At 27.9% G+C, this 15503-nt stretch carries 13 protein-coding genes; 8 read left to right on the top strand and 5 right to left on the bottom strand.

Annotated elements, in window-relative coordinates:
• Nucleotides 1-1235: flagellin (locus tag AJ932_RS03850; RefSeq protein ID WP_070289000.1), on the top strand; the 1235-nt coding region annotated here is incomplete at its 5' end.
• 27 nt (nt 1236-1262) lie between these two features.
• Here AJ932_RS03850 and AJ932_RS03845 read toward each other — a convergent pair.
• From AJ932_RS03845 to pseI, 4 genes are read right to left on the bottom strand one after another with little or no spacing between them, the layout of a single operon-like run.
• Nucleotides 1263-3164 (bottom strand): motility associated factor glycosyltransferase family protein, encoded by a 1902-nt coding sequence (locus AJ932_RS03845; RefSeq protein WP_070278776.1) that lies wholly within the window; start codon nt 3162-3164, stop codon nt 1263-1265.
• Nucleotides 3154-5115 (bottom strand): motility associated factor glycosyltransferase family protein, encoded by a 1962-nt coding sequence (locus AJ932_RS03840; RefSeq protein ID WP_070278778.1) that lies wholly within the window; start codon nt 5113-5115, stop codon nt 3154-3156. The genes AJ932_RS03845 and AJ932_RS03840 overlap by 11 nt, the downstream gene beginning before the upstream one ends.
• A gap of 13 nt (nt 5116-5128) precedes the next feature.
• Complete coding sequence (locus AJ932_RS03835) at nt 5129-6988, bottom strand: motility associated factor glycosyltransferase family protein (protein WP_070278780.1); 1860 nt, start codon at nt 6986-6988, stop codon at nt 5129-5131.
• Nucleotides 6985-8016: a pseudaminic acid synthase gene (gene pseI / locus AJ932_RS03830; RefSeq protein WP_070278782.1), complete on the bottom strand. Its 1032-nt coding sequence runs from the start codon at nt 8014-8016 to the stop codon at nt 6985-6987. Before pseI ends, AJ932_RS03835 begins: the two co-directional genes overlap by 4 nt.
• Nucleotides 8017-8093: 77 nt before the next feature.
• Between pseI and AJ932_RS03825 the strand changes: the two genes are divergently transcribed.
• Genes AJ932_RS03825 through AJ932_RS03795 form a run of 7 tightly spaced genes read left to right on the top strand, consistent with a single transcriptional unit; the run spans nt 8094 to nt 14366 of the window.
• Complete coding sequence (locus tag AJ932_RS03825) at nt 8094-9107, top strand: DegT/DnrJ/EryC1/StrS family aminotransferase (RefSeq protein ID WP_070278784.1); 1014 nt, start codon at nt 8094-8096, stop codon at nt 9105-9107.
• Between the two features lie 12 nt (nt 9108-9119).
• Nucleotides 9120-9779, top strand: coding sequence for a class I SAM-dependent methyltransferase (locus tag AJ932_RS03820; RefSeq protein WP_070278785.1), 660 nt, complete (start codon nt 9120-9122; stop codon nt 9777-9779).
• An 11-nt stretch (nt 9780-9790) separates the two neighbouring features.
• Nucleotides 9791-10483: a CDP-alcohol phosphatidyltransferase family protein gene (locus tag AJ932_RS03815; RefSeq protein WP_002862010.1), complete on the top strand. Its 693-nt coding sequence runs from the start codon at nt 9791-9793 to the stop codon at nt 10481-10483.
• Complete coding sequence (locus tag AJ932_RS03810) at nt 10470-11480, top strand: radical SAM/SPASM domain-containing protein (protein WP_070278787.1); 1011 nt, start codon at nt 10470-10472, stop codon at nt 11478-11480. Before AJ932_RS03815 ends, AJ932_RS03810 begins: the two co-directional genes overlap by 14 nt.
• Nucleotides 11481-11485: 5 nt before the next feature.
• A complete protein-coding gene (gene aepX, locus AJ932_RS03805) occupies nt 11486-12796 on the top strand; it encodes a phosphoenolpyruvate mutase (RefSeq protein ID WP_070278789.1) in 1311 nt (436 codons plus the stop codon).
• Nucleotides 12793-13884 carry a phosphonopyruvate decarboxylase gene (aepY, locus tag AJ932_RS03800; RefSeq protein ID WP_044780665.1) on the top strand — a complete coding sequence of 364 codons (1092 nt, stop codon included), beginning with the start codon at nt 12793-12795 and terminating at the stop codon, nt 13882-13884. The genes aepX and aepY overlap by 4 nt, the downstream gene beginning before the upstream one ends.
• Nucleotides 13869-14366, top strand: a complete 498-nt coding sequence (locus AJ932_RS03795; RefSeq protein ID WP_044780666.1) for an adenylyl-sulfate kinase — start codon at nt 13869-13871, stop codon at nt 14364-14366. The genes aepY and AJ932_RS03795 overlap by 16 nt, the downstream gene beginning before the upstream one ends.
• On the opposite strand, the gene AJ932_RS03790 is transcribed toward AJ932_RS03795, so the two are convergent.
• On the bottom strand, nt 14352-15503 hold a 1152-nt coding region (locus tag AJ932_RS03790; RefSeq protein WP_070275953.1), incomplete at its 5' end, for an acetyl-CoA carboxylase biotin carboxylase subunit family protein. The two genes, AJ932_RS03795 and AJ932_RS03790, sit on opposite strands and share 15 nt — an antisense overlap.

Raw genomic sequence — 15503 nt, 5'->3', positions numbered from 1 at the left:
CAACCCAGTCTTCAAAAATCGGTGTTACAAGATTTGAAACAGGTTCACAAAGTGTGAGTTCAGGTGTAGTAGGACTTACTATCAAAAACTATAATGGTATAGAAGATTTTAAATTTGATAATGTTGTGATTTCAACTTCAGTTGGAACAGGACTTGGAGCTTTAGCCGAAGAGATTAATAAAAGCTCTGATAAAACAGGAGTTAGAGCAACTTATGATGTAAAAACTGTAGGAGCTTATGCTATAAAAGAAGGAAGTACTTCTCAAGACTTTGCTATCAATGGGGTTATAATTGGTCAGATTAATTATAAAGATGGAGATAATAATGGCCAATTAATCTCAGCTATAAATTCTGTTAAAGACACAACAGGAGTTCAAGCTTCTAAAGATGAGAATGGTAAACTTGTTCTTACTTCAGCTGATGGTAGAGGCATTAAAATTACAGGTAGTATAGGTGCTGGTGCTGGTGTTTTAAAAACTGAAAATTATGGAAGATTATCTTTGGTTAAAAATGATGGTAGAGATATCAATATAAGTGGAACTAATCTTAGTGCTATAGGTATGGGTGCTGCAGATATGATTTCTCAAGCTTCAGTATCTTTAAGAGAATCAAAAGGTCAAATTTCAGCAGCTAATGCTGATGCTATGGGTTTTAATTCTTACAATGGTGGCGGAGATAAGCAAATTATCCAAGCTTCTAGTATTTCAGCGTTTATGTCTCAAGCAGGTTCAGGTTTTTCAGCAGGTTCAGGTTTTTCAGTGGGTAGTGGAAAAGGATATTCTACAGCTTTATCTGGATCAGTGCAAATTGTTTCAGATGCAGCTTCTATAAGCAGTACTTATATAGTTTCAGCAGGTTCAGGTTTTTCATCAGGTTCAGGAAATTCTCAATTTGCTGCCTTAAGAACATCAACTGTAGGTGCTACTGATGAAACTGCGGGTGTAACCACTCTTAAAGGTGCTATGGCTGTGATGGATATAGCTGAAACTGCTATAACTAACCTTGATCAAATTAGAGCTGATATAGGTTCAGTGCAAAATCAACTCCAAGTTACTATAAACAACATTACTGTAACTCAAGTGAATGTCAAAGCAGCCGAATCAACTATAAGAGATGTAGACTTTGCAAGCGAGAGTGCAAATTTTTCTAAATACAACATACTTGCACAATCAGGCTCTTATGCTATGAGTCAGGCTAATGCTGTACAACAAAATGTTTTAAAACTTTTACAATAATCTTTCTAAAGAGCAAAAATTTGCTCTTTAGATCAAATTTCTTTTTTCAAGTTCATCTTGTAAAGGAATGATAGCTTTTTTTAAGATGGTATTTTGAGTATTGGTAAGATCAAAAATACTTTCGATTAAAGATTCGTGAGCATAAAGCCAAGCAAAAAGCTTGTTTTGTTTTTCGCCTTCATTTGTAAAATTTTGAGCGTATAGAGGAGTTAGTAAACTTTCTTCGTGATATAAAGTAGGTCCTAAAATTTCATATAAAAAATTATAGCGTTTTAAATCTAAACGAGTTTTAAATTTGTCTAAATTTTGATTGATTTGCTCTAGAGTAAGTTTGGTTTTTCCTTTTTTTAATGATGCTAATTGATTTTTAACTTTTTTGCATTCTTTTAAAAAAGTTTGAGTTAAGCTCATTTGTTTTTTGATATTTTTATAAGCATCTAACATTAACTTATCTCTTTGATTTTTTGAAAGTTTAGGAATTTTAGTAAAAGGCTTTTTTAGATCTTTTTTAAGTAAAGTTTCACAAAGCTCTTTAAAAGGTTTTTCTATAGTTCCTTCTATCCTAGCTCCTCCTTCGGTGCAATTATAAGTTTTTATTGTTTTTTTATTTTTCTTTATACTATTTTCAAAAATTTCTCTAAATATAGTCCAAATTTCAGAGCTTTGAACTGCTCCTTCTCCTCCATAAGCTGTGGTAATATATTTATCAAAATCCCTTTGGTAATGTCCATCGTGGAGTTTTTCATGGATAAAGCCTTTTGAATGAGAGCCCCCATCTTTTGCATAAGCTAGATCTTGTCCTATTAAAATGATATTTTTATAGTTTAAATTGATAGCTAGTTCATAGTTCATGTGGGCTACACTTAGTCCACCGCCTATATATCCAAATTCTTTAAGGTCTATTGAGTTAGCAAAAGGTAAAAATCTTGTTACTAAGATATAAGTTCTTTTATTTTTGTCAAGATAAGAAAGGGTTTTTTTATGCACCAAAGAAGCTACTATAAAAATAATATCTTTATCAAAATTACCAAAATCATTATTAAAACACTCAGCTACTATTTCATCACGCTCCATCATGCAGACATAATCAGGTTTTATATTATGTTTTGCTAGTATAGCATAAGCACTATCAGCACAAAAAATAGTTGCTTTACTAGCGTATTTTTTAAGTAAAGGAAGTTGTTTTTCAAGACTAGGTCCTGTAGAAACTATGATGGCTACATTTTCATTTTTGGTATTTTTTCTTTTTTGAAGTAAGGTTTGATAGCTTGGATGAGAGATCATTTTTGGGATATTTTGGACAAATTGTTCTATGCCTTGCATAGCATCTTTTGGGTCAGTTCCATGTCTTAAGCTTATGTTTTTAATAGCTTTTAAATTTAAAGTATTGATCTTTAATATATCTTCTTTGTAGTTTTTTTTATAAAAATTAGAATGTAAGTGCAAATTGTAAGTTTTAAAAAAACGATTAATTTCCTTTAAAGAAAATATACTATCTGCTTTAGTATAGTTCATGTAAGATGTGTAGATTAAAATCAATCTTCCTTTTCTTAAATCTTCACTAAAATCTAGTAAATTTAAAACTATAAAAATAATTTCAATTTCTTTTTCAAAAACAACAATTCTTTTGTGATTTTCATTTTGAAGCAAGGCTTTGTATAAAATTCCATTTCCTAAGCCGTAAAAAAACAAAGCTGGATATCTTTTATAATCTTTGAAAAATTCAATTTTTTCTTCTAATTCTTTTAAAGGGTTTTTATAAATTGTTTTTAAATTTCTTTTTTGAATGATATTGATATCTAAATTATCTTTACCAAAAGTATAAGAAAATTCTCTAAGTTCTTTTATTTTGACTAATTTTTCTTTAAGTTCATCATATTCTTTACCACCCATAGCTTTTATGTTTTTATCAAAAATTTCATTTTGCATTTTTTATTTTCCTTTTGTATTTTTCTAAATTTCTTTGAGTTAATTCATTTTTTAAAGGAGTGATATTTTCTATCAAAGCTTTTTCTTGAGCTTTGATATGCTCATAAACCATATCAAAAAATTCTATATGTTCTTTTACCCATAGTAAAGATTTGTTATAAGAATCTTCTGGGGTTTTTGGATTTAAGACATAAATTCTTGCCAAATTAAGTTCAAATTGAGTTAAAAGAGGACCTAAAATTTCATAAAGATCTAGCATATTTTTTTCATCTTCAAGTTTAGTTTTGATTTTATCGATTTCTTGTATGAGATAATCAAGTATTTTTTTACCTTCATTTAAATTTGAGATTAAATTAAGATTTGAAAAACTTTCTAAGATGTGATTATAAGATTTTAAAAGTTCATCTGAAAAATCTTTACAATGTTTTATGCTTTTATAAATTTTATAATAGCTTTTTAATAATAATTCATCTTGTTTATCTTTGTTTAAAGCTTCTACTTTGGGAAAAGGCTTTTTAAGATCTTCTTTAAGTAAAGTTTCACAAATTTCTTTAAAAGGTTTTTCTATAGTTCCTTCTATCCTAGCCCCACCTTCAGTACAGTTGTAAGTAGTGCAGAGTTTTAATTGTTTTGTTTGAAATATATGTTTTTCTAAGGTATGACGAAATATATTCCACCCTTCTTTAGTATAAACCATTTTTTTACCACCATAGGCTAGAGTTTTTAAATGGTAAGTGATTTTATTTTTATCTACAGCATCATAATTTCCATAAATATGTTCACTTGGATGAGAGCTTCCATCTTCTGCATAAGCAAGATCTTGTCCTATGAAGATAATATTTTTATGTTTTAAAAACACGGCTAGCCCATAAGCTATATGAGCTACGCTATGTCCTTCAACTAAATTGCCAAATGAATTAAGCTGTAAATATTTCATAAAATATGTTTCACGATAAGATAACATAAAATTTCTATTGTTATTTTCTAAATTTTTTATAGTTTGAGGATGGGTTAAGTGAGTTGTGATAAATAAAATATCTTTATCAAAATCACCAAAATTATTATCAAAAAATTTAGAGGTTGATAAAATTCTTTCTAAAGATAAAACATAATCAGGCTTTATACCATGTTTTGCTAAAATAGGATATGAGGCATCAGCTGCTATAATGGTCGCTTTATTAGCATATAGTTTAAGAGTGTTTAATTGTTTAGAAAGACTAGGTCCTGTTGAAACGATAATAGCAGTATCGCTAAGATTTGCTCTTTGTTTGAGTAAATTTTGATAAGGAGGATGAGTTAACATGGTTGGAAGATTGTTAATACATTGTTCAATCCCTTGTACAACATCTTTTGGAAGATTACCGTGTCTTAATATAACATTTTTGAAATTTTTCATAAGATTGTTATTTAAATTTAATATTTCTTCTTGATCTTTTTCATAATAGTCGCTACTAAGCTCTAAAAAATAAGTTCTAGAAAAACTAAAAAAAGGATTAGTTGAACATAAATCATAATAATCTTGAAATTCTAAAGAATTAACATCAAAAATTAAAAGCTTGCTTTCTTTTAATTCTTGTGAAAAATCTATAAGATGAAGTATGATCTTAAGAATTTCTAATTCTTTTTCAAAAACAACTATATGTTTATGATGTTTATTTTTTAAAAGTGCTTTAAATAAAACCCCATTTCCAAAACCATAAAAATAAAGCACAGGATATAAAAGATATTTTTCATTATAGGTTTTTAACATAATATCAAGTTCTTTTATCGTATCTTTATAAAGAAAAGTATGATTTTTAGTATCTTTTAGGTTGATATCTAAGTTATCTTTGCCTAAGATAAGCTCATAATGAGTGATTGATAATTCTTTTAATTTTTCTTTTAAGGTGGGATTATTTAGTGAATCTAGATTTTTATTAAAAAGTATGGTTTGATTTTTATTGAATTTCATAAGCCTCCTTTTTTTATTTTACTAAAATATCGTCATTTTTGTATTTTTTTAAAGCTTCTTTTATGATTTGGTTTTGAGTATTTAAATACTCAAAGCTTTGTAGCCACCATTTTTCTTGACTGGTTAAAAAGTCTTTAATTTTTTCATTTTGTTCTAAATCATTTAAAACTTCGTAATACATAATTTCACATTCATTATGGTAATATATAGCTTGAGTGAGCTCATTAAAAAGTTTTAATCTTTTAAAATTCTTAAAAAAAATTAAAAGGTTTTGCTTAATTTTTATTAGAGTTTGTAAATTAAGTTGAGATTTACTAAGTTCAAAGTCAAGTTTTTTTAGTTCATTTTGACATTTTTTTATAAATTTTTCACTTTGTTCGACATTTTTAATTAGAAGTTTTTGAGTTTGTAAAAATTTATTTTTAATTTCATTTTTTTCTAAAATTTTAGGCAGATCAAAAGGTTTTTTAAGATCTTCTTTAAGTAAGGTCTCGCATACTTCTTTAAAGGGTTTTTCTATGGTTCCTTCTATCCTAGCACCCCCTTCGGTACAATTATAGGTGTTGATTTTTAATTTTTCTTTTGCCCAGAAAATATCTTTTTCAAAGGCTTGTCGGAACAAGTTCCAAGTGAGTTGAGTTCTTACTTGTTTTTCTCCTCCATAAGCAAGCGTATAAACTTCACCGCGTATTTTCTCTCCTTCATTTCCATAGATATGCTCTCTTGGATGAGAGCTTCCATCTTCTGCGTAAGCTAAGTCTTGTCCTATGAAAATGATATTTTCATGCCTTAGACTTGCGGCTAGTTCATAAGCCATATTAGCAACACTTGCTCCAACTCCAATATAACCAAATTCTTTAAGATTTAAAGATACAGCAAAGTGCAAAGGACGGTGCGCTAGCATATATTCTCTATTATTTCTTTCAAGAAATTCAATAACTTCTTTATGAACCACTGAAGCTAGGATAAATAAAATTCCTTTATCAAATTCTTTAAAATCATTATCAAAACATTTAGAAACTATATCATCTCTTTCTAACATGCAAACATAATCAGGTTTTATATCATGTTTTGCTAAAATAGGATAAGCGCTATCAGCACAAAATATAGTGGCTTTATTTGCATACTTTTTTAGTAAAGGCAATTGTTTGATAAGAGAAGGTCCTGTTGAAACAATGATGGCGTTTTTAACTTTTTGTTTTCTTTCTTTTAAAAAATTTTGAAAAATTCCATGGTTTAAAAGTTTGTGAAGATTATTAAGCATGTGTTTGATACCGATGATCGAGTCATAAGGATCATTTCCTTTAGCTAAAACGATAAAGCGAATATTTTCAATAAGCTTTTTGTTAAGTTCTTGTATTTGATGAGTATAGAATTTAAGATAAAAATCGCTATGTATAAAAAGATTAAAAATTTTCACACTTTTTTGTATGTATTCATACATGAAAAGTGTTGTAAGTTGTGCAGTGGTAATGCTTGTGGTATGAAAGAGTATTAAATGTTCATTTTTTAACTCTTTGCTGAAATCAAACAAATGAAAAGCAAGAGCTAAAATTTCTAGCTCATCTTCAAAAACGATGATGTGTTTATGGTTTTTATTCTCACATAAAGCTTTATAAAACATACCATTTCCAAAACCATAGAAAAATAATACAGGATATTTTTCATACTCGCTTTTAAAAAGAGTTAAATTTTCTAAAAGCTCTTGATTAGGATTTTTATAAAGTGCGGTATCATCTTTTATAAAATTGATTCCATTTTCATTTTGCTGTATTTTAAAATCGTTTTTTTTTAAAGCACGTAATTTATACGCTAAAATTTGATCAACTTCAAATAAGGCTTGAGTGTTTTTTAAAAAAAGATTTTTATTCATCTAAAATCACTTTCTTTTAAAGCATCGCCAAATTTTATATCTTTAGTAGCTTTTTTTCCTAGAATTTCTTGATAAAATTTAGGATGTAGTCCAAAAGAAGGACGCACGGATTTTACATTTTCTTCGCTGAACATTTCACCTTTTTTGATATCCTTGCTTGCATATAAACTTCTTGCAAAAACACGGTTTTTAAGAGCTTTTTCATCTAAGTCCAACTTACCATTGCCTAAAGCACTTTCGGTCTGTCTAACCGCATCTACCATAGCTTTAAATTCATCAAAATCAAGACTAAATTTACTGTCTTCACTTTCTATATTTTTATCCAACATAAAATGTTTTTCTATCACTCTAGCTCCAAGTGCTACTGCTATAATGGGAGCTAAAGAGCCAAAACTATGATCACTTAGTCCTACTTCAACATTAAATTTTTCTTTTAAACTTACCATAGCTTTTAAATTCATATCTTCTATGGCAGCAGGATAAGCTGAAGTACATTTTAAAAAGATTAAATCAGAATTTTTTTCTTCTTTGAAAATTTCACAGATTTTAAAAAGTTCTTCTTCTGTAGCAATGCCCGTTGAAACGATGGTAGGTTTTTTTTCTTTGGCGATTAAACGCACGAAATTTTCATCATTGGCTTCAAAAGAAGCGATTTTATAAGCTATAGGATCAAAGCGTTTTAGAAATTCTAAATCTTCTTTAGTAAAAGGACTTGAAAAACAAAGTATGCCTTCATTTTGCGCGGTTTCAAAGATTTGAGAATGCCACTCATAAGGAGTTTTTGCACTTTCGTAAAGCTCATAAAGTCTTCTTTTATCCCAAAGCCCACCCTTGATGATAAAATCTTCTTTGTCGCTATTTAGCGTAAGACTATCTGCAGTGTAAGTTTGGATTTTTATCGCATCAGCACCTGCTTTTTTGGCTGCTTTTATGCTTTTAAGTGCCATTTCAAGACTTCCTGCGTGATTGGCACTAAGTTCAGCGATGATAAAAACTTTTTTATCGGTGTTAAAATTTCCTATTTGCATGTTTTAATTCCTAAAATATTATAAAAATTAAACTAAATATCGGTAAAATTATACAATTTTTTATTTAAGGGTTGGATTTGTGTGAAATAGAAAAACTTCTTTCTTTTAAATTTAATCATGAAAATCTCCTCTATACAGGATCTGGAACGAGTGCTTTGTATTTGATTTTTTCTTATTTAAAAAAACAAGGAAAAAGTAAAATTGCTATTCCTTCTCTCGTGTGTCCTCAGGTCTCTTGTGCAGCATTTAAGGCGGGTTGCGAGCTTGTTTTTATCGATGTTTCTTTATGCAATTATACTTTAGATTATGAAAGTTGTGTTGCTTTATATACAAAATATTCCTATGATGCTTTAGTTTTGGTTCATCTTTATGGACATTTTTGTGATGAGAGAATTTGGAAGTTTTGCTTAGAAAATGATATTTTTATTATAGAAGATTGTGCACAAACTTATAAGATAGATTTTAGGGCTCATGCAAGTATTTTAAGTTTTGGTCATACTAAATTTTTGGAAAATAATTCATGGGGGGGGGTAATTTTTGTTTACTCTAAAGAAATTTTACAGGATTTATATATAATGAATGAGCACTTAGAATTTAAGGATTTTAAAATATTTTTTGAAGAATATAGGCAAAAATACTATGCTTTGGATTCTAAAGATTTGTATTATTTTTCTAAGCTAAAATCTTTGCTTTTGGATTATACTTTGATTTTTAAAGCACAAAATTATGGAAATTTAAAAACTAAACTTAATAATCTAGAAATGATTTGTAAAAATCGTAGAGAAAAAATGCAAATTTATCAAGAAAATTTAGTGCATCGAGACATTATTCATCCTAAATTAAGCCATAACTGTATTTCTTGGCGTTATACTTTTAGATATTTAGGAGATAGGGAAAAACTGCTTGAAAGATTGCGTTTATTGAGAATTGATTGTTCTTCTTGGTATATTCCTTCTCATCGGATTTTTCAAAGTAAGATTTTAAAAAATGCTGAAATTTTATCTCATCAATTGATCAATTTATGGCTTGATGAAAAAATAAGCAAGAAAGAAATTTTTAAAAATGTCGATATAATTATGCAAAATTTGTAAAAAAGGTAAAATATGATTCAACAAAAATGGCACGAATTGCATACAGATAAAAGGCATCAACCGCGTTACCCTAGTAATGATTTAGTAAGTTTTATTTTTAGAAATTTTAAATCAGGAGATAAAATTTTAGATTTAGGGTGTGGTGCAGGAAGGCATGTTAAATTTTTAGCAGAAAATGGCTTTAAAGCTTTTGGGGTAGATTACTCAGAAAATGGAATTAAAGCCGCTCAAGAGCTTTTAAAAACATACAATCTTCAAGCAGATTTAAAAGTTTCAAGTGTAGATGATATTCCTTATGAAGATGAAAGTTTTGATGGTTTGCTTTGTTATGGGGTGCTTTATTACAATTCTAAAGAGGTGATAGAAAAAGCAGCCAAAGAAATTTATAGAGTCCTTAAAAAAGGTTCTATGGCCTATGTTGCTGTAAGAAATATGGATGATTATCGTTATAAAAATAATGAGAAAAAGTCAAAATATGAAGTTATTATTCAAGAAAGTGATAAGAATAGATCTGCAAGCTGTGAAGATGGCATTCAAATGTATTTTTTTGATAAAGATGAAGTGCAAAGGATTTTTAAAGATTTTAAAAATATAGAGATTAATCGTTTAAAAACAAGTTATGCAAATGATAGTTTTGCAGATGAAAGCTTTTTGATAATCTTGAAAAAATAAGGTTTATTTTGATGAATTTAGATGAGAGATTAAAAAAAAGACAAAGAAATGAAGTAAAAAGTATGTATATAATAGAGTATTTTTATAGAATTATTCTTGCACGTAGATATTTGCCATTTTTGGCCAAGATAAATATACATCCTATTGCTATTACTGCATTAAATACTATTATTTTCCCTATTACTTTATATTTTTTATATTTTGAGTATTTTTTAGTGAGTGCAATTTTAATTCAAATATATGCTTTAATTGATCATACGGATGGTATGCTTGCACGATATACAAATAAGCAAACTTATATAGGTTCAAGACTTGATCGTTTTAATGATAATGTATTTTTTAATGCAATTTTTATTTTTATAGCATTAGGTGCTAATTTACCTTTATATCTAGCTTTTATGACTATAATTTGTATGAATATTCATAATGCATTTGGAATGTTTTATTTTTCAAAAAAGCTTAGGTCTTTAAAGAAAATTAGAAGATTTGGAATTAAAAAATGGTTTCTTGATAGAAATTTTATTTTAGGTATAGATTGTTCTTTAATGTTGACCTTGGTTAGCTTATTTTTAATTATTGATGAAGTATTTTTGTTATTTTATATTGTATCGTTTTTATATTTGTTGGATGTTATATATCGTTTTATAGAATTAAAAAGGAATCAAAATTTAGATTTTAAGGAGAAATGCAATGGGAGAAATTAAAGCAGAATCTACTTCAGCAGGAAGAGTTGTAAATAATTCAAAAAAAGATATTGATACAATTTTTGTAAAGTATTATGGACAAAAATGGTTAGATTATAGAAAAAAATGGTCAGATGCGTCTAAACAGATTTTGAATGATTTTCCTTTATTTGTTCGTTTTGAAAATCAATTTAAATGTAATGCCAGATGTATTATGTGTGTTCATGGTCATGCAGACTTAAGGAATGATTATTATTATAATGGATACTTGCCAATCGAAACTTTTAAAAGACTTGTTGATGAATGTGATGCATATAAATGTCCTTCTGTCGGTATGTCTCAGACTAATGAACCACTTTTAGATCCTGATATTATAGAAAGAATTTGCTATGTTAGTAAAAAAGACAGCATAATGGATATTCATTTTAATACCAACGCTTCACTTCTAGATGAAGAAATGAGTAAAAAACTGCTTGATACTAAGATTACAAGAATGAATTTTAGTATTGATGCTTTTACGGAGGAAACTTATAAAAAAATTAGGTTAGGATTAAACTTTAAAAATGTTGTTAGAAATATAGAGAATTTTTTAAATCTTAAGGCTAAAATGGGTCAAGAGTTGCCTATTGTAAGGGTAAGTTTTCTTTTACAAGAAAAAAATAAACATGAACTTGAAGACTTTAAAAATTATTGGGTAGATAAAGTTGATTATGTTTCCATTCAGCGTTATGTTCCAATTTCTCCATTTGATGATGAAAGAAGTATCGCTATTTCAGATGCCCCTATAGCAGGTAAACAGTGCTGTTCTTATCCTTTTGAATCTCTATTTATTCATGGAGATGGGCTTGTAGTTCCTTGCGCAAGTCATCGTGCTAAACATATTGCTGTAGGTAATATTAATACAGATAATATTTATAATATATGGCATTCTCAAGCTATGGAAGATTTGAGAGAGGCACATAGAAATGGTGATTTAAGTAAAACAAAATTATGTGATACATGTTTATTTAAAGGATAATCAAAATGAACAAAAAGTTAGTTTATGTACCTATGGCTGCAGATATTATTCATCCAGGTCATTTAAATATAATTAAAGAGGCTCAAAAGCTTGGTTATGTTATGATAGGTTTATTTTCAGATCAAGCTATTGCAAGTTATAAAAGAGTGCCTTTTATGAATTTTGAACAGCGCAAACAACTTATAGAATCTATAAAAGGTGTTGATGAAGTTGTTGTTCAAAATGAAAAAGATTATGACAATAATTTATTAAAATATAAACCTGATTTTATGGTTCATGGTAGTGATTGGAATGAAGGTCCATTAAATTCTTCAAGAAAAAAAGCTATTGATTTAATGAAAACTTGGGGAGGAAAGGTTATAGAACCGCAATATACTCCAAATATTTCTTCTACAAAACTTAATAAAGATTTAAAGCAATTTGGAATTTTGCCTCAAAATAGATTAGGTTCTTTAAGAAAATGTATGAATGCTAAAAGTCTTATAAGGGGTATAGAATCACATAGTGGAATTAGTGCATTAGCTATTGAAAATACATTTTACAAAGATGAAAATGGGATTAATCAAGAGTTTGATTTTTTATGGCTTAGTTCGTTAACTGATTCGAGCTCTAAAGGAAAACCTGATATAGAATTTGTAGATTTAACTTCAAGAATAGCTACAGTCAATGATATTTTAGAGGTATCAACAAAACCAATAATTTATGATGGCGATACAGGATCACAAATTCCACATTTTACATTTATGGTAAAACGATTAGAAAGACTTGGCGTGAGTGCAGTGGTTATTGAGGATAAAATTGGCTTAAAGAAAAACTCTCTTTGCGAAGGTAATGATATAAAACATACTCAAGATTCTATTGAAAATTTTTGTTTAAAAATTCAAGCTGGAAAAAAAGCACAACTTAGTGAAGAATTTATGATTATTGCAAGAATTGAAAGTCTTATTTTAAATCAAGGTATGAATGATGCAATTTCAAGAGCTAGAGCTTATATTGATGCTGGAGCTGATGGTATTATGATTCATTCTCGAAAAAAAGATGGATGCGAAATTATAGAATTTTGCAAAAAATATAATACTTTTAAAGATAGAAAACCATTAATGGTTGTTCCTACAAATTATCCATCACTTGGCGAAAAGAAGTTGCAAGAAGCTGGAGTTAATATTGTAGTATATGCTAATCAATTATTAAGATCCGCATATACAGCAATGCAAAATACTGCTTTGTCTATTCTTAAAAATAAAAGTTCGGCTGAAGCGGATAAAGATTATATTTCTGCTTTGGATTTAATTAATTTAATTAAAGGCAATGAATGATTGATTCTGAAAAATTTGCTTCATTTTTACAGGATCGTTTTTCTTTTATAGCTGGTGTTCCAGATAGTCTTTTAAAATACATAAATCAAGCGTTGGAAAAAAAATTTAGAGAAAATTTTCATATTTGCGCTAATGAAGGACAAGCTGTAGCGTTTGGAATTGCATATAATTTAGCTACATCGAAAATACCTTTGATATATATGCAAAATTCAGGTATAGGTCATGCTTTAAATCCACTTTTATCTCTTGCAGATAAGACGGTGTATCAAATTCCTTTAATTTTATTTATAGGATTAAGAGGAGGAGTAGACGATGAGCCTCAGCATTTAAAACACGGGGAGATAAGTAAAAAAATTTTAAAGATTTGCGGTATAAAAACTTTGTATTTATCTCAGAATATTGCTGTCGCAAAAAAACAAATAAATAAGGCAATTGAACAAAGTTTTAACGATAAAAAAATTATTGCTTTTTTGATCAAAAAAAATACTTTTAGCAAATACTCTAACAATGATATAAAAAATAACAATTTTGCCATTCTTAGAGAGGAGGCTATTGCTTTAATTCAGGATATTTTTCAAGATTCAAAATTTGTTACTACGACAGGCATGATTTCGAGAGAATGTTATGAACTAAGAAAAAATAAAAACCAAACACATGAAAATGATTTTTTGGTAGTAGGTTCTATGGGACATGCTAATTCTTTAGCTTTTATTTTATCTAGATATAGTAAAAAACGTATTGTTTGTTTGGATGGAGATGGAGCATTAATTATGCATATGGGCGGAATTTTAAATTTTAAAGGTGCTAGTTTTTTGCATATTGTTTTTAATAATGAAATGCATGATAGTGTTGGAGGGCAAAGAACTCATATATCGAATACAAATTTAAAAAAAATGTTAAAAATTTGCGGGTATGATTATAGTTATTCTGTCGCCACAATTACACAACTTAAAAGAATACTCAAGAATATTAAAAAGCAAAAAGGTTTGATATTTTTAGAAATAAAAGTTAAACGTCAGACGCGTGATAACTTAGGTCGTCCTAAAAATTTATTACATTTAAAGGAGATTTTTTGTCGGGAGTTTTAGTTTATATTACGGGATTAAGTGGAAGTGGTAAAACAACTTTGGCAAAAGAATTACAAAAAGAATTAATACTGCAAAATATTTATCCCATATTGCTAGATGGCGATGAATTGAGGGCTTGTATAAATAATGCCAATTATGATATTAAGAATCGCATGGAAATGGCAATGTTTTATGTAAAAATTGCCAAAATGTTATATAATCAAGGTTTTATAGTGATTTTATCCACAATTTCTATGTTTGATTCGATAAGGGAATTTAATAGAAATAGTTTTCAAAATTATTTGGAAATTTTTTTAGATATTTCTTTTGAAATAAGAAAAAAAAGAGATAGTAAAAAATTTTTTAAAAATAAGATAGAAAACATGGCAGGTATTGATCAAATTTTAGAACTACCCAAAAAAAGTCATATTGTTTTAAAAGATGATTTTGATATTAATAATGCAAAAATATTAATTATAAATAAAATATTAAATTTTGTTTAGTAAAAATACATTTATATCTTCATTTAATTTTATTTTAATATAATAATAACCCTTAGAATCCATCAGCGATGAAGAATAATCAAAATTTTCTACATTATTAAAATGAATTTTTTCTTTAATGATAAATTCAGGATATAGTGATTTTATTTTTTTATAAAATAAATAATCTTCTTTGGTAAAAATCATTTTAACCAGACAAAAATTTTTAGCTTTTGTATTTACTTTTTTCAATTCTTGTTTTAAAGAACTTTGAATTAAGAGTTGTAAATAATCAATGCCATAAGAATGATATGCTAATACATCACGCCAACCTCCCATTCTACTTGCAATTTCTATAATCTTAACTATATTGTTATGAAGTTTAATCTCTATATGTGAAGCTCCAAAATTAATTTTAAAAGCATTTAAAACCCTAATAATTTCACTTTCGATAAGTTGCTTTTCAAAATGATTAATTCTTGCAGGTATAAGTTGTTGTGTTTCTAAAAAATCATTTGCAAATTCGCCTTCTCGTAAATATTCTTCTGTGATAGCTATAATTTGATGTTTACCATGAGAGCTTATAGTTTCTACACTAAATTGTCTACCTTTTAAAACTTCTTCGGCTAAAACGATTTTATTATAAGAGAAATCTTTAGCTTTGTAAAAATATTTTTTTAAATTTTCTTTATCAAATACTTTTACAACTCCTCTTCCAGCACTTCTATCGCTTGGTTTTACAACAACAGGGAAATTAGCAATTTGTTCTAAATCTTTTTCATCTTTGAGTATAAAGTATTTAGCATGATTGATATTGTTTCTTTCAAATACTTTTTTCATTAAGCTTTTATCTGTAGTATTTTTAGCACATTCATAAGAATTAGTTCCAAGATTAAGCTTTTCTCCAATGTAGCATACTGTTAAATTTCCAAGTTCTGTAGCAGCAGTAGCAATACCTACTATATTAAATTTGATAGCTAATTCCAGAATTTTTTCTTTATCAGCAATAGAAATAGGATGAAAATAATCTGCTAAATCTTTGCAAAAACAATTTTCATTGTAGTCAAAAACATGAGTGATAAAATCTTTTTTTGCATGTAACACTAAATCTGCTTGTAAATCACCACCGCCAATAATAAAAAAATGTTTGTTTTTCAT

It is taken from the genome of Campylobacter sp. BCW_6873 (genome assembly GCF_001762365.1).
In the GTDB taxonomy this organism is placed as follows: domain Bacteria; phylum Campylobacterota; class Campylobacteria; order Campylobacterales; family Campylobacteraceae; genus Campylobacter_D; species Campylobacter_D jejuni.
The sequence above is the reverse complement of the archived record's forward strand: the minus strand, read 5'-3'. Positions and strand labels throughout refer to the sequence as shown.

Excerpts from the sequence above, each read along its gene's own strand:
- AJ932_RS03845 (WP_070278776.1), bottom strand. The coding sequence starts at position 3,164 with ATGCAAAATGAAATTTTTGATAAAAACATAAAAGCTATGGGTGGTAAA.
- AJ932_RS03840 (WP_070278778.1), bottom strand. The coding sequence starts at position 5,115 with ATGAAATTCAATAAAAATCAAACCATACTTTTTAATAAAAATCTAGAT.
- AJ932_RS03835 (WP_070278780.1), bottom strand. The coding sequence starts at position 6,988 with ATGAATAAAAATCTTTTTTTAAAAAACACTCAAGCCTTATTTGAAGTT.
- pseI (WP_070278782.1), bottom strand. The coding sequence starts at position 8,016 with ATGCAAATAGGAAATTTTAACACCGATAAAAAAGTTTTTATCATCGCT.
- AJ932_RS03820 (WP_070278785.1), top strand. The coding sequence starts at position 9,120 with ATGATTCAACAAAAATGGCACGAATTGCATACAGATAAAAGGCATCAA.
- AJ932_RS03815 (WP_002862010.1), top strand. The coding sequence starts at position 9,791 with ATGAATTTAGATGAGAGATTAAAAAAAAGACAAAGAAATGAAGTAAAA.
- AJ932_RS03810 (WP_070278787.1), top strand. The coding sequence starts at position 10,470 with ATGGGAGAAATTAAAGCAGAATCTACTTCAGCAGGAAGAGTTGTAAAT.
- aepX (WP_070278789.1), top strand. The coding sequence starts at position 11,486 with ATGAACAAAAAGTTAGTTTATGTACCTATGGCTGCAGATATTATTCAT.
- aepY (WP_044780665.1), top strand. The coding sequence starts at position 12,793 with ATGATTGATTCTGAAAAATTTGCTTCATTTTTACAGGATCGTTTTTCT.